This window comes from Photobacterium panuliri, from assembly GCF_059920555.1.
Window position 1 is genome coordinate 743,559 of the sequence record NZ_CP197192.1, and the last position, 16,826, is coordinate 760,384.

A 16,826-nucleotide genomic window follows, 5' to 3' on the forward strand; every position below is an offset into this window, starting at 1 on the left:
AGCGATTAGGATGATTAAAAAAGAGAAATATATAACAGGGTTCACACTTTTAGCTGTATCCATTACTCTTTGCTTTCGTGACCTGACGCAATGACTGTAGGTATACCATCAGGTCATAATTATTCATAAGTTGTAAAATTACAAAAATATAGACGCCCAGTTGGCATGAGCTAAACTAGGGGCAGCACGGTTTAACAACATTCGTAGTGTTGGAAAATCCATTGCTGGATTCTTCTGACAAGGCTAATGGATTAACAACTAAAAATCAGGAATTTCACCATGTTGAAAAACATCAATCCAACCCAAACTGACGCGTGGAAAGCGCTGACTGCGCACTTTGAAGATGCACAGGATTTGCAACTGGGTGAGCTGTTTGCTCAGGACAGCGAGCGTTTCGGTAAGTTTTCTGCCCACTTCGGCGAAGAGATCTTGCTGGATTACTCTAAGAACCTGATCACCGAGGAGACATTGGCTAAGCTGTTCGACCTTGCCGAGCAGACTGAAGTTAAGGCAGCCATCGCTGATCTGTTTAGCGGTGAGAAGATCAACAAGACGGAAGATCGCGCGGTACTTCACTCTGCGCTGCGTAATCGTAGCAACACGCCAATCATCGTGGATGGCGAAGATGTGATGCCTGCGGTTAATGCGGTGTTGGAAAAAATGAAGGCGTTTACTGCTCGCATCGTTGATGGTGAGTGGAAAGGCTTTACCGGTAAAGAAATTACAGACGTGGTGAATATCGGTATCGGCGGTTCGGATTTGGGTCCATACATGGTCACTGAGGCGCTGATGCCTTACAAGACTCGCCTGAACATGCATTTCGTATCGAATGTTGATGGTACGCATGTTGCCGAAACCCTGAAGGGCCTTAACCCGGAAACAACCCTGTTCCTGATTGCCTCTAAGACTTTCACGACACAGGAAACCATGACCAATGCCCTTACGGCGCGTGATTGGTTCTTGGCGACAGCATCAGACGAAGCCCATGTCGCCAAGCACTTTGCTGCGTTGTCGACCAATGCAACAGCGGTATCCGAGTTCGGTATTGATACCGACAACATGTTCGAGTTCTGGGATTGGGTAGGTGGCCGTTACTCACTATGCTCGGCTATTGGTCTGTCTATTAGCCTGTCTATCGGTTTTGACAACTTCGTCGCGCTGCTAGATGGTGCTCACGCAATGGACAAGCACTTTGCTGAGGCACCACTTGAGCAGAACCTTCCGGTTATCTTGGCGTTAATTGGTATTTGGTACAACAACTTCCACGGTGCCGAATCTGAAGCAATTCTACCTTACGACCAGTACCTGCACCGTTTCGCTGCTTACTTCCAGCAGGGCAACATGGAATCTAACGGTAAGTGCGTTGACCGTGGCGGTAACCCGATTGATTATCAGACTGGCCCGATTATCTGGGGCGAGCCGGGTACGAACGGACAGCACGCGTTCTACCAGCTAATCCATCAGGGTACCAAGCTGATCCCTTGTGATTTCATTGCTCCTGCAATCAGCCACAACCCACTGGGTGATCACCATCCTAAACTGATGGCTAACTTCTTTGCTCAGACTGAGGCGTTGGCATTTGGTAAGACCAAAGAGCAGGTTGAAGCGGAATTCCTAGCCGCGGGCAAGACGCTGGAAGAGGTTGCCGAGCTAGTACCGTTCAAGGTATTTGACGGTAATCGCCCAACCAACTCGATTTTGGTGAAGCAAGTAACGCCTGCAGTATTGGGCTCTTTGATTGCACTGTACGAGCACAAGATTTTCACTCAGGGTGTTATCTGGAATATCTACAGTTTCGATCAGTGGGGTGTTGAGCTTGGCAAGCAGTTGGCTAACCAGATCCTACCTGAGCTAAATGGCGCAGAGACTGTAGCTAGCCACGACAGTTCGACCAATGGCTTGATCAACGCGTTTAAACAGTGGCGCCAGTAATAGGCTGCTGATGGGATATAAAAACGCCGCTTTATAGCGGCGTTTTTTTATATTGTTTAAGTGTCTGTGGATTAAGACAGCGCAATGACTTCGCTGGCTTGTGGGCCTTTCTGACCATCAATCACGACAAATTCTACACTCTGGCCTTCACGTAGGGTACGTCTTCCCTGAGCTTGAATTGCACTGAAATGTACGAATACGTCTTTGCCATCAGCACTTGAGATAAAGCCAAAGCCTTTTTCATCGTTGAACCACTTTACGGTTCCAGTCAGTTTGTTCATGTTACGATCTTTCCTTTGAATTGTGATGCCCTTGCTTAGCCGTTGGTTAAGCGAATTCATGCGGCACGACACTTGAACTATAGGTGTTTTGATGCCTATGCAGCATACTGAGTCTAGATCGGAAAGATTATAGTTGGTAGTTTTTTGTTCGATATTGATGGTCGGTTCACATAAAAATCAAAGTGATAAGTTTGATAGTGTGAACGAGGCGCAGGATCAAGCCGGATCTATGCCGGCTGTCTGATCATTATTAGGCGGTATTATCCTTCGAAGCAAATCTCGATGTATGCTTTTCCATACTCAGAATCGAAAGGCATGATAATAATGGCGCCTTCGCATTTGTGAGCAATCGTATGGCCTCGACCAGCCACAACGGCCGGGGTTGCCATATCGAAGTCATAGCCTTTGTCGGCTAGGCTACGTTTTGCCCCGCCTGTTACCATGTTGGTGATTTCACCAACCATATCAGTGACTTCTTCGTTGATGGCGTTCGGGCGCTCTCCCAACATACGCTGCATAATCTCCAGCGCCAGCCCTTCTTCGAATGTGATCGACATTGAGCCTTTTGTCTGAGGGCCGACCATACCGATCAAGCCGGAAACGTCGCCTCGTGCGACTTCGTCGCGTTTGAGTCTGGGCTTTTGCGGTGCCAGTTCCATGGAGGCCATGGTCTTGAGCACATTCAGCAAAGAGGCTAGGAAAGGATTTACGAATTCTGCACGCATAACTAACTATAATTTTGTTGAGTGGAAGTTACTGATTATTGCATTGCTGACAAACACCATGGCTTTCAAGGACATGATGGGTGACAGCAAAGCCGCGTAGCTCGGCTCGGTGGCGAAGCAGTTTGGCGAGCTCTTCATCATGGCACTCTTCTACAGCGCCACATCTATCGCAAATAAGTAGCTGGGAGCAATGATCGGCATGTTCCAGCAAGCAGCAGGCTATATAACTGTTGGTCGACTCGACCTTGTGGACGAAACCTTGGGCTAGGAGGAAATCCAATGCCCGATAAACCGTAGGTGGTTTCGCTTGTGGCTCGGTCTCACGGAGCTGATCAAGCAGATCGTAAGCACTGATGGAACTATGATGTTCGATGATCAGTTCCAGTACCTTGAGACGTTGAGGTGTGAGCCTCACGCCTCGGTGCTCACAGAGTTGTTGTGCTTTAGTCAGCAACTGCCTCTTATTTGCCATATAACCTCAAAATACAAGCGACAAGTATCGCATTCTATCATATCTCCCAACAAAGGTACTGTTGTTAGGAAAAATTGCGCCATATAGGTAGGAAAAAGCGTGTGCTAGGTCACCTACACCATGTACACCTTATAGTTAAAAAATCAGCTATATGCTGCACACCTTGACGGTCGCTTATTGTGTTTATTATAACTAACTGTTTTTAAAAGTTTTTTGATCGCGTGCAGCTTTTTGGGCTTTTTTCATGATGAACCTTTCTCTGTTCGAGGAGAGTGTTTTTCCTTTATTATTAATTGTTTAAGCCTATGGTGTTCTTTTTGCGTTTAGTATTTAGGTTGCTATGTTCTTTTTGATTGCTTTGTGTTAGTGCAGCTTTTTTGTGGAAAAGCACCAAAAATATGAATGTTGTGTTTTTGGAGTACGTATCTTGCGCGTAAAGCATTGAAAAAGAAACTTAAAATAATGATGTGCAGCTTTTTGGCCTATTGTTGTACTAAAGCTAAAAAAGCTGTACGCATTACAGTGATTTTAGTTTATAGCTTTGATTTATAAGCGTTTTAATTTGTTTTTGATTGGCCTGCTTGTATCTTTTTGGTTTTTGTGATGGCTTTTTTTGAGGTGTTGTCGGCATGCTAGAACACCCGCTATTCTGAAAATTTGGGGATAAAGGCGGTAATAGGGTAGAATCCGGCGTCTAATTTTTAACTGGCGTGCCGTTGGGCAAGCCTATCTGTCTGGCTCAGGCTAGATAGGATGATCAATGCAGCATGTCGATGATGAGGTTTTCGATGACAGAACGTACAGTGGTTGTGAGTGCACCATCCAATAGCGAAACAGAGGCAAAGGCCTACCCTGATTGTCGCTTTTCTATTGCACCAATGCTGGATTGGACTGACCGTCATTGTCGTTACTTCCACCGGTTAATTAGCGAACGTACCCAGTTGTATACCGAGATGGTGACTACGGGCGCGATTATTCACGGTAAAGCCGATTACCTAGCATATAACGAAGAAGAGCATCCGTTAGTCCTTCAGCTGGGGGGCTCGAACCCTGCGGATTTGGCTACCTGTGCAAAATTGGCCCAGGAGCGTGGCTATGACGAGATCAACCTTAATGTAGGTTGCCCGTCAGACCGTGTGCAGAATGGCCGTTTTGGTGCCTGCCTAATGGGTGAGGCTGATTTGGTTGCTCAGGCTGTTGCGGCTATGCGTGAAGTGGTTGATATTCCCGTTTCTGTCAAAACTCGTATTGGTATTGATGATCAGGATTCGTATGAATTTCTTACTGATTTCATCGGTACTGTGAGCGAAAAAGGTGGCTGCCGAGACTTTACGATTCATGCGCGCAAAGCGTGGTTAAGCGGCCTTAGCCCTAAGGAAAACCGTGAAATCCCACCGCTGGATTATCCGCGTGTTTATCAGCTTAAGCGTGATTTTCCTCATTTGACCATGGCACTTAATGGTGGGGTTAAGACCATGGAAGAAATTATTGGCCATCTAGAACATATGGATGGCGTAATGGTTGGTCGTGAAGCCTATCAAAGCCCTTATTTATTGGCAGAGATCGACCAGCGTTTGTTTGGCAGCGACAAGCCGGTGAAAAAGCGCCGCGAAATCGTCGAGGCAATGTATCCATATATCGAGCGTGAATTGGCAAACGGTACTTACCTAAACCATATCAGCCGTCATATGTTGGGCTTGTTCCAGAATATGCCTGGAGCTCGCCAGTGGCGCCGTCATATCAGCGAAAATGCCCACAAGCCTGGTTCGGGGATTGAAGTGCTTGAGCAGGCTCTGGCTAAAATCCCAGCCCATCTTGATGTTTAACTGAGCATACAGTTATTTTGATTTTAAAAGGCCAAGCATTGCTTGGCCTTTTTGCTATTTATTGCTCTCTATTTTGGTGTGTCAGTCATTCTTTCTTTGAACATTACAAGATGGCTTTTTTCGCCAGTAAAGTTGGCGAAAGTGACCATGTTTTTGACGGTGGCAGATCTGGCTTTGCCTTGTGTTGTTGTAACTCGTTGATTTTTTATTGGTTGTTTTGTTGTTGAAAAGATGGCTTAAACAATGCATTAGATCGGCTATTACAATTGGGAAGAGGGATTATGATGATCGAATTACTGTTTGTTGCTGCGTTTGCTTTTGTTTTGGTCTTTACCGGGGTCAGCATTGCCGGTGTGTGTTTGGCGGTGGCTGTTGGCTTTGTTGTTATGGCATTGGCGGGCATGGTAGGGATGGTATTGAAGCTATTGCCTTGGTTATTGCTTATTGCCATTGTCGTATGGGCTTACCGACGTAACCAGGGTGGAACGTGCCAGGGGCGTTTTAGCCGCCAGCGCCGTTTTCGCGATAGTGATCGGTACTGATGACAGGTGAAGTGGTTATTAACAGCAATAAATCATTGGCAAATAGAATGAAATGCGGTTTTTTTAACCTGCTTTTGGTATAGTCTCCGCCTATTTTGTAATACCAATATAAAGAGCGGAGACTCAACATGAACAAAATTGCGCTTTCTGCAGTGGCAGCAGCTGTTGCCTTGGCGGCCGCAGTTCCGGCCCAGGCGGCTACCTTGCTAGGCGTGAAAGTCGGTGCTGATGCTTGGTTTACTGACGCGAAGATCAATGACAACAAAGTTGACGGCGAGAGCAATACAACTGGCTCTTATTACGTTGCTCTTGAGCATTTTATTCCGCTAGTTCCGAATGCACGCCTTCGTTATACCGACGTCGACAACGGTGCTGTGTCATTCAACCAAACAGATTACACCGCTTATTATGAAATCCTGGATAACGATGCGATTGCTTTGGATCTAGGTTTGACGATGACCCAGTTCAACTCGGGCAAATTCTACGGCCAGTCGTTCAGCGAATGGCAGCCAACTATCTACGGTAATGTAGAAGTGGGTATTCCGATGACACCTGTATCTGTGTTTGGTGATCTAAACGTAGGTGACTACGACGGTACGAGCATTGTTGACGGTCAGGCTGGTGTGAAATGGTCTCTGTCTATGGTTGCTGTTGATCTTAATCTTCGTGCGGGCTACCGCGTGATGGATTATGACTTTGATTTCGTGAACAAGGGCGGTCAGTTTAAGTCTGATGGCTGGTTTGCCGGTGCTGAAATCAACTTTTAAGGTTTGATTGCTCAAATGCCAACAAAAGCCACGCATTGTCGTGGCTTTTTTGTTGCCTATTTCTCATCTTTTGTACCATTTTTATAGAAGGTCAGCTTATCGGGAGTGATGTGCGATGACGTTAACCGAATTACAGCGCCTTTATGACTCAAGTGATATTGTGGAGGCGGTTATCGAACCGTCGATTCAGGCTAATGGATGGATCGTTGAGTTTCGTCACCGTCGAGGTGGATTCGTTCCGCTAACAGATGGAGCGGGTAGTGAGAAGTGCTACCGAGATATAGACACTGCAACCGAACGTGCTTTTGAAGTGGGTTTTCATCAAGTCCGGATTGCCGATAATTTTTAGTTTAAAATCAATGTGTAAATTGAAAACCTAACACCGGGTACCGTCCCGGTGTTTTCCTGTTCCCCTTACAAAAAGTTATAAAACATTCTTATCTATTCTTTCTTGTTATTTCCATGAGTGGCTAATCTAACCCTTACGCAATGTATAGGGATCGTCGTGTCATGTTACTAAAGGAACTTTCTGCTTTGGCCAGCCCGTTGAATGACCAGCAAATTGGTCAGCTTCAGCAGGCTGTTGCTGAATTGTCACCGCAACAGTTGGCGTGGATTAGTGGCTATTTTTGGGGGCTGAGTCAGGATCAGGCGCCAGGAGCAGCGACGTTAGGCTCTCCGTCATCACTCGCTTCTGCAGCTCAGCCTGCGGGAAAATTGACCATTATTTATGCCTCGCAGACCGGTAATGCCAAAGGGGTTGCCGAAGTATTGAAGGCCGAGGCCGATGCGGCTGGTATTCAAGCTGAACTATTTGCTGCCGGCGATTACAAGGGCAAGAATCTCGCCAAGGAAACGCACGTTATCATCGTGGCTTCTACCCACGGTGAAGGGGAGGCGCCCGATGACGCGATTGAGCTGCATGAATTTCTCCAGTCTAAAAAGGCGCCTAAGCTCCCTAACCTGCAGTATGCGGTTATTGGTTTGGGGGATTCGAGTTATGAGTTTTTCTGTCAGACCGCAAAAGATTTCGATGAATACTTAGCCAAACTTGGCGCGTCATCCTTTTTGGAGCGCCTTGATTGCGATGTTGATTATGATGCCCCTGCCGCACAGTGGCGAGCCAAGGCGCTCGACACCGTGGCACAAACCCTTAATAGCTGCCCGGCTGAGGTGGTTCAGCTTCCGATCGGCCAAGCGACGACGGCAGTGACGTACAATAAGCAAAATCCCTATTCGGCCACGTTATTAACTAGTCAGAAGATTACCGGTCGACATTCCGGGAAGGATGTTCGCCATGTGGAAATTGATCTCGAAGGGTCGGGGATTGCTTATCAACCGGGGGATGCTCTTGGTGTGTGGTATGCCAATGATTCCGCTTTGGCCGATGCCATTGTGGCTAAGGTTGGCCTGAAAGGGGATGAAGTGGTTGAGGTTGATGGTCAGAGCTTGGCGGTGCGTGAGGCATTGGTTGGCCATTATGAGATCACAACGTCAAACCCTCAATTTGTCACGCGCTATGCCGAGCTGTCTGGCAGTAAGAAACTCGCGAAGCTGGCAGAAGACAAAGAAAAATTGCGTGAGTATGCCGCCAATACTCAAGTGGTCGATGTACTTGGGGAGAAGAAAGCCACATTAGATGCCGCCCAGCTGGTTGGCTTGCTACGTCGCTTAACGCCACGTTTGTACTCCATCGCATCCAGTCAGGAAGAAGTGGGAGAGGAAGTCCACTTGACCGTGGGGCTAGTGGAATACGCCAAAGGCGATGAAACTCGTCAGGGCGGGGCATCAAGTTATCTGGTACAGCGTCTGGAAGAAGGCGGCAAGGTAAAGGTGTATGTTGAAACGAACAATCACTTCAAGTTGCCTGCCGATGACAATACGCCGGTGATCATGATTGGCCCCGGAACGGGAATTGCGCCATTTCGAGCCTTTGTACAAGAGCGTGACAACCGTGAGGCGAAAGGCAAGAACTGGCTGTTCTTTGGCGATCGTACGTTTACCGAAGATTTTCTCTATCAGGTGGAGTGGCAGAAATACCTGAAGAGCGGGGTTGTGCATCGCTTGGATGTGGCTTTCAGCCGTGATCAGGTGGAGAAAGTGTATGTCCAGCACCGGTTGCTCGAACATGCGGCGGAAGTGTGGCAATGGTTGCAAGATGGCGCGCATGTGTATGTATGCGGGGATGCCAATCACATGGCCAAGGATGTCCATAATGCTCTGTTGACGATTGCTGAGCAGCAGGGGCAGAAAACCCGCGAGCAGGCCGAGCAATACTTGAATGAACTGCGTAAGAGCAAGCGTTATCAAAAGGATGTGTATTAATGAGCGAACAAAAATTATCGGATAACGAACGTCTCAAGCGAGAAAGTAATTTCTTACGCGGTACGATTGAAACGGATTTGAATGATCGGATCACCGGCGGCTTCACCGCTGATAATTTCCAGCTTATTCGCTTCCATGGCATGTACCAACAAGATGACCGTGATATTCGTGCGGAGCGTGCCAAGCAAAAACTCGAACCGCTCCATAATGTCATGTTGCGCGCCCGTATGCCTGGAGGTGTGATCACCCCGTCACAGTGGCTGGCCATCGATAAGTTTGCCGACGAGCATACGATGTACGGCAGTATTCGTTTGACCACCCGTCAGACGTTCCAGTTTCATGGGGTGCTCAAGCCCAATATCAAGCTAATGCACCAGACGCTTCATCAAATTGGTATCGATTCGATTGCCACTGCCGGTGACGTGAACCGTAACGTGCTTTGTACGACCAACCCGGTTGAATCGGCGCTCCATCAGGAGGCTTATGAGTGGGCGAAGAAGATCAGTGAGCACTTGTTACCGAAAACGCGTGCTTATGCGGAGATTTGGCTGGATGGCGAGAAGCTCGAAACCACGGATGAGGAGCCGATCCTGGGCAGTACCTACTTGCCGCGTAAGTTCAAAACAACCGTGGTGATCCCGCCGCAGAATGATGTGGATGTGCACGCCAATGATTTGAATTTCATCGCGATAGCAGAAGACGGCAAGCTGGTGGGATTTAACGTATTGGTTGGCGGCGGCCTAGCGATGACGCATGGCGACAAGTCGACCTACCCGCGCCGTGCCGACGATTTTGGATTTGTTCCGGTCGATAAAACACTGGATGTCGCGGCAGCGGTTGTCACGACGCAGCGTGATTGGGGTAACCGTTCAAACCGCAAGAATGCCAAGACCAAGTATACCTTGGATCGCGTCGGCAGCGATGTGTTCAAAGCGGAAGTGGAAAAGCGTGCCGGGATTGAGTTTGCCCCTAGTCGCCCGTATGAGTTTACCGACCGGGGCGATAGGTTGGGATGGGTCGAAGGGATTGATGGTAAGCATCATTTGGCGCTGTTTATTGAGAATGGGCGCTTGCTGGACTACCCCGGTAAGCCGCTGAAAACTGGCGTGGCGGAAATTGCCAAGGTTCACCGGGGAGACTTCCGGATGACGGCCAACCAAAATCTGATTGTGGCTGGTGTCCCTGCCGAGGAAAAGGCGAACATTGAAAAGATCGCGCGTGAGCACGGGCTGATTGATGATGGGATCAGCGAGCAGCGGAAAAATTCAATGGCCTGTGTGTCATTGCCAACTTGTCCGCTGGCGATGGCAGAAGCCGAGCGATTCTTACCGGAGTTTGTGACGGATGTGGAGCAGGTGTTGGAAAAGCACGGCCTGCCGGAGGAAGAGAATATTATCCTGCGTGTGACCGGCTGCCCTAATGGATGTGGACGGGCCATGCTGGCCGAGGTTGGATTGGTAGGCAAAGCACCCGGTCGTTATAACTTGCATTTGGGCGGGAACCGTAATGGAACGCGCATTCCTAAAATGTACCGGGAGAATATTACCGTCGAGCAGATTCTTGCGGAGATGGACAGCTTGGTCGGGCGTTGGGCTAGCGAGCGTCAGGAGGGCGAAGGTTTTGGGGATTTCGTGGTACGGGTTGGTGTGATTGCGCCGGTTGAAGTGTCGAAGAGGGATTTCTATGCCTGATGTTAACTTTTCTAATTTGCTGAACGAAAACAAGGTAGAGCAGATTCTGCAGTTGGCACAGGTCAATGCCGAGTTAGAGGGGATGTCCCCGCAGCAGCGTATTCGTTGGGCTCTGGAGTCTTTGCCGGGGGAGTTTGCTCTGGCGTCGAGTTTCGGTATTCAGTCTGCGGTTATGCTGCATATGGTGACAAAGGAAAAGCCGGATATCCCTGTGATTTTAACCGATACCGGTTACCTGTTTGCCGAGACATACCAATTCATTGATCATTTGACCGACAGGCTTCATTTGAATTTGCATGTGTACCGTTCGGCGTTGACGCCACAGTGGCAGGAGTCCCGCTATGGTCGGCTCTGGGAGCAGGGGTTGGAGGGGATCAGTCGTTATAACCGCCTTAACAAGGTTGAGCCGATGCGACGCGCATTGGATGAGCTCAATGTTCAGAGCTGGTTTTCTGGGCTGAGGCGCGAGCAGTCACAGAGTCGGGCCTCATTGCCAGTGCTAGCAATCCAGAATGGTGTATTCAAGTTCTTGCCACTCATTGACTGGGACAACGACGATATCGAGCGTTATCTTGAGCATTATTCACTGCCTTATCATCCGTTGCGGGAGCAAGGGTATCTGTCGGTGGGAGATACCCATACGACACGCAAATGGGAGCCGGGTATGAGTGAAGAAGAAACGCGGTTCTTTGGCCTCAAGCGAGAGTGCGGGTTGCATGAGGATGATAGAGAAGCCGATGGTTCGGGGATTTAGTTTCTAATACCGTTATTTAAAAGCCTTACCTGATTGTTCTGGTAAGGCTTTTTGACATCTGGTTGACAGAAGTTCGGCCCGGTAGCGGTATCTTGCGGGGCTAAATATCCTGTCATCCTATTGTGCGGTTTTCCAAATGCTACCTAGGCTATCGAGTAGGCCGGCGCTAGCGCCTTGATCACCGAGGAATTGCAAAACCACAGGTATGAATTGCGTCACCATGCTGGCATCCATTCCCAGCGCACTGAAGATTTGGTTGATAGTGTCCATATTGCCCAGCAGGGCTCCGACACCGGGGGGGAGTTGATCGGTTAGGCCTTCGACGCCGGGGATCATATTTGCCAGTTCGGCAGCTTGATCTCCTGAAAGTTGACTGGCGGCCACAGACAGCAGAGCACCCGCCCCTCCGGCAGCTTGTTCCGGTGAGATCCCCAGCTGGCTGCTGAGTAGGGATGTCAGAGGGTTGTTGCTAATGGCTTCGGTTGCCGCTTCTTTTTCGTCACCACCGAATAGGTCGGACAGGCTGAATGCGAATGCTGGTGGTGTGGTGGCTAGTAGGGCAATAGTGGTACAGGTGATAAGGCGATGCCTAAATCCGTGGTATGTCATGGTTATCCTCCCTTGGTGGGTATGTGCTTGGATAACTTAATCTTAGTTAGGAATGCGGCAGGCGTACCAAAATAAAGCGCAAGGTATCGCAACGTGACGAATCAGGGATAGGATGGGGTATGATAAGGTTTGCGGAAAAAGAAACGGTGCCTGGGCACCGTCTCTGGATTCCCTGTGAATTACAGGATGTCTAGTAGTTCTACTTCGAACACAAGAGCAGCGTACGGAGGAATAGCGGCACCTGCGCCACGCTCGCCGTAAGCAAGATCTTGTGGGATGTATAGTTTCCACTTTGAGCCTGCTGGCATTAGCTGAAGGGCTTCAACCCAGCCTTTGATTACGCCGGTTACTGGGAATTCTGCTGGCTGGCCGCGTTTTACAGAGCTGTCGAATACAGTGCCGTCAATGAGCTCGCCGTGGTAGTGAACTCGAACAGTCTTGTCTGCTGTTGGGATTTCGCCGTTGCCTGCAACCAGTACTTCGTACTGTAGGCCTGATTCAGTCACTGTTACTTCTGGACGTAGTGCGTTATCTTGTAGGAACGCTTCGCCATCTGCTGCTGCTGCTTTTGCTTGTTCCTGACGAGCTTCTTCTGCGCGCATGTGTAGGTCACGAAGTGCGTTGTTGATGTCATCAACTTCGATTTCTGGCATTTCGCCAGCCAGTGAAGCTGCGATACCTTTAGCGATAGCTGCAACGTTTAGGCCTTCTAGACCGCTTTGAGCTAGCTGCTGGCCCATTTGTAGGCCGATACCGTAACTTGCTTTTGTTTCAACTGTATCTAGTTTAACGTCAGACATAGTGACTTCTCTTTGGTAGAGTGAATAAGGCAAGCAGGATAACAGTTTCCCCCCCTGAGGGTAAACCATTGTGACAAGCTGTTAATTAACAGTGTTAATGCTAAGTACCGGAGTGTTGTTTATGGGACAGGCAAAACGCCGTTCAAAGAATAAGAGTGAATTCTCATGGCCCCGTATCTCCTTTGATAAGGAGGCATTGTTACGATTGAAGGCAAAGGCGCGAGAAAGCCTAGCTCAGGGAAAGGGGCATTGGCAGGCGCTGCCTAAATTGCATCGTAGGGCGTTGTCAATATTGGTGCCAGTGGTAGCGGTGTTGCTGATTATGCCGACGAGCCTGCCTGTACCGGATGGTGCAAATGAAACGGTGCGTAGGGATTTGGTGCTAGATCTCTCCGAGGATAAGCCGGATCTACGGAATGCCTATGAGAAACGGCCAGAACCGCTTTCACCAGTTCGTCGTCAAGTTGAGTCAGTTACCAATGAGCCCGTTGTTGATGAGCCGGTTGCAAAACCGGTCGCGCGACAGGCTAGTGACAAGTGGATGTCATACAAGGTCAAGCAGGGAGATACCCTTGCGCAGGTATTCAGGGAAAACACATTGCCTGAGTCTGATTTGTACGCGGTTGTTGAAATCGAAGGGGCCGACAAGCCGCTTAGCCATGTTAAGGCCGGTCAGTTAGTGCGATACAAACTGTCGTCTGATGGGGCATTGGCTGGTTTGCAAGTAGAAGGGCGCGATGGCAAGCCCGTGTTGTTTCTCCGTAACCAAAATGGCAAGTTTGTTCGTCATTACGACTAAGGCTTGCTGTTATGGCGGAAGTATTTCGTTGTTGCTAAAAAAGGCCGCACTGCGGCCTTTTTTGTATCTGTCAGTCGTGTCTGTGCTTTTTTGCTAGTTGCATGTCGATATGCGGAATGCCGTCTTCGAGGTATTCCTCTGAGGTCGGGATAAAGCCGTAACCGGCGTAGTATTTCTGGAGGTGTGACTGGGCGCCGATCTCTATGGTGTTGTCCGGCCAGAGCTTTTCAGCACAGCTCAACCCTTCTCGGATCAGATCATGGCCGATGCCAGTACCTCGCGCGGGCATGGTGGTCAGTACCCTGCCGATACTGACATTGGGATAGGTCGCACCGGGAGGCAGCAGGCGGAGATAGGCGACAAGCTGGTTATCCAGATAGCCGAGGAGGTGATGCGTGCCCGGGGTACGGTCATGTTCGTCCAGCTCTGGGTATGGGCAGTTCTGTTCGACGACAAAAACATCAACCCTGATTTTGAGTAGTTCGTAGAGCTGGTCGGTTGTCAGTTGGTTAAACGGCAAGCACTGCCATTGTATTGCTGGCGCAGTTGGCATGTTTATTCTCTCGTGTTGTTGGCAGGGGATCTGCCCAGATTACCGTTGGCGACAACGGGAGGCATTAACTATTGTAAATATCTTTTCTTCCCCCGCTATTGGAGGGTTATTCGGTAGCTCCCACGCGTTGCTTGATTCGGCTAAGGCTGGTGGGGGTAATACCGAGGTAAGAAGCTATCTGGTAATCGGCAAGGCGGGGCAGCAGCTCTGCAAAATGTTCGGTGAACAACTGGTAACGCGCTTCAGGGGTATGTATTAGCATAAAACGTTCTTTTTGCTCCTTGTAACGGAGTTGGCGTTCGATAAGCCGAATATAAAGCGGGTTGTTCTCATTTCGCCATTGGTGGATGAGGGACATGGGGATCGCGAGCAATTGGCTTGCCGATAGGGTTTCGAGAAGAAAGGGGGAGGGCTCGTTTCCAATTAGACTCTCGAAGCCAATCATTACATCCTGATCCCAATAGAACTCCTTGCTAAATTGTTTACCCTCAGCTGTGAGGTAGCATGCATGGCAGATCCCATTGAGCAGAAAGAAGCCATGGCTGGGAATTTCCCCCTGATGGAGAAGGACGTGGCGTGTCGGAAGATCAAGAAGCTCGGCATTGATTAGCGTATTTTCGATATCTTTTTTTGAGGCGCCGAGATGGTGGAGAAAGAGCTCTAGAGGCGTGTTCATGGGATGTGCTGTATTTATGTCTGTTGTGCAGCCATCATAGCAAAAAAATACCGCGGCATTGCCGCGGTATGGGGAGATTTGAGCGTGATAGGCTTACTTTTGATTTTGTAGGTCGATTTGGTAAATGGCAAAACCGATCTTGTCGGTGTCGACCTGCTTCATCGGGTATTGGCCTTTGGTTTTGATAAACTCGGCTGCTTTTTCGCCCTGTGAGGTTTCGAAGGTGATGTTCAGCTTCTTGTCGCTCTTGAGCGGAGTGAAGTGCCAGTTGTTATCGGCACTCGGTACAACTTGTCCCTGCTCTTTGCTGACGCGGCTGATGTAGTCGGCCAGTACAGTGCGGTTTTCGTCAGGCGATGCAAAGGCAATGAACTTCTCGCCGGTACCCGGGAACTTGGCACTGTATGCGCGGTAGTTGTTGGTTGCAATCAAGAACGGCTGCTTAGGGTCAACAGGTTTGCCGTTGAATGTCAGATCCTTGATTCGCTCTGCGTTTTTGTTGATCAGCTTGCAGTCACCGTCAAAACGAGCGGGTTGCGAAATATCGATGTTGTAGTTTACGCCATCAATAACATCGAAATTGTAGGTACGGAAACCGTCCCAGTTAATAAGTCCCTGCTGAGCGGTGCTGTTTAGGTCAATTTGGTTGAACTGGCCGGCTGAGCATTCCAGCCATTCTTTCAGTTCTTTGCCGGTTACTTTCATTGCAACCAGTGTATTTGGGTAGAGGTAAAGGTCTGCTGCGTTACGGAAGGTCAGCTGGCCCGATTCCACCTCGGTGAAGTTCGTTGGATCGTTACCTCGGCCGCCGGCTTTGAACGGTGCTGCGGCAGACAATACCGGGATGCCGTCAAGATCAGGATCGCCTTGGATAAAGCGCTCTACATAGTCTTTCTGGGCCAGGTTGACAATTTGTACCGTCGGATCATCTTGAACCAGAGCGAGGAAGCTGTACATGATGTCGCTCGCCTTGCCGATTGGCTGGTTAACGAATTCACGGGTGCCTTTATGATCTTCTTTAACCGCGTTGACCAGATTGCTATCGGCCTCTACAAGAGGTTTTTTGTTGATAGGGTCGAAAATCGGTCGTGCTTCTGTCTGTGCGGAGGTAACCGCCCAGCTGTCGCCTTTCTTCTCAAGTACCAAATCCATCACGCCAAGGTGATCGCCCCAGCGGCCTGGCATTACGGCCGGGGTTCCGTTGATGGTTCCTTTCTCAATATCGCTGTTAGGCAGGTTGGCAAATGACTTGCTCGGGAATACGGCGTGTGAGTGGCCAAAGGCAATCGCATCGATACCGTCAACCTCTGTGAGGTAGTAGACAGAGTTTTCTGCCATTGCCTTGTATGGGTCCGCTGATACGCCTGAATGCGGGATCGCCACAATGATATCGGCGCCCTCGGCTTTCATTTGTGGCACGTATTTTTCAGCAGATGCTTTGATGTCCGCAGCTTTCACTTTGCCTTCGAGGTTCTGTTTATCCCACACCATGATTTGAGGCGGGACAAAGCCGATATAGCCGACTTTGACTTCGTGGCTGTTGCCGTCGGTATCAACAAACTGATGGGATTTGATGATGTACGGCTGGAACAGTGGTTCTCCTGTTTCTAGATCGTAGACGTTGGCATTGACGTATGGGAATTCAGCTCCGGCAATGGCTTTGTTCAGGAAGTCCAGACCATAGTTGAATTCGTGGTTGCCGATGTTACCTACTTCGTAGTCAAGCTGGTTCATCGCTTTGTAAACAGGATGGACGTCACCGTTTTTCAGGCCTTTGGCTGCCATGTAGTCGCCCATCGGGCTTCCTTGGATCAGGTCTCCGTTATCGACAAGGATGCTATTGGTTACTTCAGCACGAGCTTGCTTGACCAGTGTAGCGGTGCGAACCAGCCCGGTTTTCTGGGTTGGCTTATCCTTGTAGTAGTCATAGTCCATGACATTGGTGTGAATATCTGATGTTTCAAGGATACGTAGTTTGATGGTATCGGCTGCGGCAGGACCAGCCATAGCAAGCATACCGCCAAGAATTGCGAGAGATAACGGTTTTGCTGAGAGTTTCATTATGTTCTCCGAG

Annotated in this window: 17 protein-coding genes; 9 read left to right on the plus strand and 8 right to left on the minus strand. The window is 49.2% G+C overall.

Annotated features, from left to right (window positions below; genetic code table 11):
* Nucleotides 1–279: 279 nt before the first annotated feature.
* Nucleotides 280–1,932, plus strand: coding sequence for a glucose-6-phosphate isomerase (gene pgi, locus ACSF8X_RS03760; protein WP_047881167.1), 1,653 nt, complete (start codon nucleotides 280–282; stop codon nucleotides 1,930–1,932).
* A gap of 71 nt (nucleotides 1,933–2,003) precedes the next feature.
* Here the strand turns inward: pgi and ACSF8X_RS03765 are convergent, their stop codons facing one another.
* From ACSF8X_RS03765 to zur, 3 genes are all read right to left on the minus strand, one after another.
* Nucleotides 2,004–2,213, minus strand: a complete 210-nt coding sequence (locus ACSF8X_RS03765; RefSeq protein WP_047881166.1) for a cold-shock protein — start codon at nucleotides 2,211–2,213, stop codon at nucleotides 2,004–2,006.
* Nucleotides 2,214–2,473: 260 nt separating this feature from the next.
* Nucleotides 2,474–2,938, minus strand: coding sequence for a chemotaxis protein CheX (locus ACSF8X_RS03770; protein ID WP_047881165.1), 465 nt, complete (start codon nucleotides 2,936–2,938; stop codon nucleotides 2,474–2,476).
* 28 nt (nucleotides 2,939–2,966) lie between these two features.
* Nucleotides 2,967–3,410: a zinc uptake transcriptional repressor Zur gene (gene zur, locus ACSF8X_RS03775; RefSeq protein WP_047881164.1), complete on the minus strand. Its 444-nt coding sequence runs from the start codon at nucleotides 3,408–3,410 to the stop codon at nucleotides 2,967–2,969.
* A 788-nt stretch (nucleotides 3,411–4,198) separates the two neighbouring features.
* On the opposite strand from zur, the gene dusA reads away from it, so the two are divergent.
* From dusA to ACSF8X_RS03810, 7 genes are all read left to right on the plus strand, one after another.
* Nucleotides 4,199–5,236 (plus strand): tRNA dihydrouridine(20/20a) synthase DusA, encoded by a 1,038-nt coding sequence (gene dusA, locus ACSF8X_RS03780; RefSeq protein ID WP_047881163.1) that lies wholly within the window; start codon nucleotides 4,199–4,201, stop codon nucleotides 5,234–5,236.
* Nucleotides 5,237–5,517: 281 nt separating this feature from the next.
* A complete protein-coding gene (gene pspG, locus ACSF8X_RS03785) occupies nucleotides 5,518–5,778 on the plus strand; it encodes an envelope stress response protein PspG (RefSeq protein ID WP_338048482.1) in 261 nt (86 codons plus the stop codon).
* Between the two features lie 128 nt (nucleotides 5,779–5,906).
* Nucleotides 5,907–6,545 carry a TIGR04219 family outer membrane beta-barrel protein gene (locus ACSF8X_RS03790; RefSeq protein ID WP_047881162.1) on the plus strand — a complete coding sequence of 213 codons (639 nt, stop codon included), beginning with the start codon at nucleotides 5,907–5,909 and terminating at the stop codon, nucleotides 6,543–6,545.
* 115 nt (nucleotides 6,546–6,660) lie between these two features.
* On the plus strand, nucleotides 6,661–6,894 hold the full coding sequence (locus ACSF8X_RS03795) for a hypothetical protein (RefSeq protein WP_047881161.1): 234 nt from the start codon (nucleotides 6,661–6,663) through the stop codon (nucleotides 6,892–6,894).
* Between the two features lie 161 nt (nucleotides 6,895–7,055).
* On the plus strand, nucleotides 7,056–8,870 hold the full coding sequence (locus ACSF8X_RS03800) for an assimilatory sulfite reductase (NADPH) flavoprotein subunit (protein WP_500850730.1): 1,815 nt from the start codon (nucleotides 7,056–7,058) through the stop codon (nucleotides 8,868–8,870).
* Complete coding sequence (gene cysI / locus ACSF8X_RS03805) at nucleotides 8,870–10,561, plus strand: assimilatory sulfite reductase (NADPH) hemoprotein subunit (RefSeq protein ID WP_047881159.1); 1,692 nt, start codon at nucleotides 8,870–8,872, stop codon at nucleotides 10,559–10,561. The genes ACSF8X_RS03800 and cysI overlap by 1 nt, the downstream gene beginning before the upstream one ends.
* Nucleotides 10,554–11,315, plus strand: coding sequence for a phosphoadenylyl-sulfate reductase (locus ACSF8X_RS03810; protein ID WP_047881158.1), 762 nt, complete (start codon nucleotides 10,554–10,556; stop codon nucleotides 11,313–11,315). Before cysI ends, ACSF8X_RS03810 begins: the two co-directional genes overlap by 8 nt.
* A gap of 117 nt (nucleotides 11,316–11,432) precedes the next feature.
* On the opposite strand, the gene ACSF8X_RS03815 is transcribed toward ACSF8X_RS03810, so the two are convergent.
* Nucleotides 11,433–11,924: a DUF2780 domain-containing protein gene (locus ACSF8X_RS03815; protein ID WP_500850731.1), complete on the minus strand. Its 492-nt coding sequence runs from the start codon at nucleotides 11,922–11,924 to the stop codon at nucleotides 11,433–11,435.
* A gap of 179 nt (nucleotides 11,925–12,103) precedes the next feature.
* Nucleotides 12,104–12,724: a BamJ family beta-barrel-assembly machinery protein gene (gene bamJ, locus ACSF8X_RS03820; RefSeq protein WP_047881157.1), complete on the minus strand. Its 621-nt coding sequence runs from the start codon at nucleotides 12,722–12,724 to the stop codon at nucleotides 12,104–12,106.
* A gap of 121 nt (nucleotides 12,725–12,845) precedes the next feature.
* Here bamJ and ACSF8X_RS03825 point away from each other — a divergent pair, with 121 nt between their 5' ends.
* Entirely contained in the window at nucleotides 12,846–13,523 is a 678-nt protein-coding gene (locus ACSF8X_RS03825) for a LysM-like peptidoglycan-binding domain-containing protein (protein ID WP_500850732.1), read from the plus strand.
* Between the two features lie 70 nt (nucleotides 13,524–13,593).
* Here ACSF8X_RS03825 and ACSF8X_RS03830 read toward each other — a convergent pair whose 3' ends face one another.
* The 3 genes from ACSF8X_RS03830 to ACSF8X_RS03840 form a co-directional block, all read right to left on the minus strand.
* Nucleotides 13,594–14,076 (minus strand): GNAT family N-acetyltransferase, encoded by a 483-nt coding sequence (locus ACSF8X_RS03830; protein WP_500850733.1) that lies wholly within the window; start codon nucleotides 14,074–14,076, stop codon nucleotides 13,594–13,596.
* Nucleotides 14,077–14,182: 106 nt separating this feature from the next.
* Nucleotides 14,183–14,752 carry a Crp/Fnr family transcriptional regulator gene (locus ACSF8X_RS03835; RefSeq protein ID WP_500850734.1) on the minus strand — a complete coding sequence of 190 codons (570 nt, stop codon included), beginning with the start codon at nucleotides 14,750–14,752 and terminating at the stop codon, nucleotides 14,183–14,185.
* 93 nt (nucleotides 14,753–14,845) lie between these two features.
* Nucleotides 14,846–16,813, minus strand: coding sequence for a bifunctional 2',3'-cyclic-nucleotide 2'-phosphodiesterase/3'-nucleotidase (locus ACSF8X_RS03840; RefSeq protein WP_500850735.1), 1,968 nt, complete (start codon nucleotides 16,811–16,813; stop codon nucleotides 14,846–14,848).
* Between the last annotated feature and the right edge of the window lie 13 nt (nucleotides 16,814–16,826).

Excerpts from the sequence above, each read along its gene's own strand:
- pgi (WP_047881167.1), top strand. The coding sequence starts at position 280 with ATGTTGAAAAACATCAATCCAACCCAAACTGACGCGTGGAAAGCGCTG.
- ACSF8X_RS03765 (WP_047881166.1), bottom strand. The coding sequence starts at position 2,213 with ATGAACAAACTGACTGGAACCGTAAAGTGGTTCAACGATGAAAAAGGC.
- ACSF8X_RS03770 (WP_047881165.1), bottom strand. The coding sequence starts at position 2,938 with ATGCGTGCAGAATTCGTAAATCCTTTCCTAGCCTCTTTGCTGAATGTG.
- zur (WP_047881164.1), bottom strand. The coding sequence starts at position 3,410 with ATGGCAAATAAGAGGCAGTTGCTGACTAAAGCACAACAACTCTGTGAG.
- dusA (WP_047881163.1), top strand. The coding sequence starts at position 4,199 with ATGACAGAACGTACAGTGGTTGTGAGTGCACCATCCAATAGCGAAACA.
- pspG (WP_338048482.1), top strand. The coding sequence starts at position 5,518 with ATGATGATCGAATTACTGTTTGTTGCTGCGTTTGCTTTTGTTTTGGTC.
- ACSF8X_RS03790 (WP_047881162.1), top strand. The coding sequence starts at position 5,907 with ATGAACAAAATTGCGCTTTCTGCAGTGGCAGCAGCTGTTGCCTTGGCG.
- ACSF8X_RS03795 (WP_047881161.1), top strand. The coding sequence starts at position 6,661 with ATGACGTTAACCGAATTACAGCGCCTTTATGACTCAAGTGATATTGTG.
- ACSF8X_RS03800 (WP_500850730.1), top strand. The coding sequence starts at position 7,056 with ATGTTACTAAAGGAACTTTCTGCTTTGGCCAGCCCGTTGAATGACCAG.
- cysI (WP_047881159.1), top strand. The coding sequence starts at position 8,870 with ATGAGCGAACAAAAATTATCGGATAACGAACGTCTCAAGCGAGAAAGT.
- ACSF8X_RS03810 (WP_047881158.1), top strand. The coding sequence starts at position 10,554 with ATGCCTGATGTTAACTTTTCTAATTTGCTGAACGAAAACAAGGTAGAG.
- ACSF8X_RS03815 (WP_500850731.1), bottom strand. The coding sequence starts at position 11,924 with ATGACATACCACGGATTTAGGCATCGCCTTATCACCTGTACCACTATT.
- bamJ (WP_047881157.1), bottom strand. The coding sequence starts at position 12,724 with ATGTCTGACGTTAAACTAGATACAGTTGAAACAAAAGCAAGTTACGGT.
- ACSF8X_RS03825 (WP_500850732.1), top strand. The coding sequence starts at position 12,846 with ATGGGACAGGCAAAACGCCGTTCAAAGAATAAGAGTGAATTCTCATGG.
- ACSF8X_RS03830 (WP_500850733.1), bottom strand. The coding sequence starts at position 14,076 with ATGCCAACTGCGCCAGCAATACAATGGCAGTGCTTGCCGTTTAACCAA.
- ACSF8X_RS03835 (WP_500850734.1), bottom strand. The coding sequence starts at position 14,752 with ATGAACACGCCTCTAGAGCTCTTTCTCCACCATCTCGGCGCCTCAAAA.
- ACSF8X_RS03840 (WP_500850735.1), bottom strand. The coding sequence starts at position 16,813 with ATGAAACTCTCAGCAAAACCGTTATCTCTCGCAATTCTTGGCGGTATG.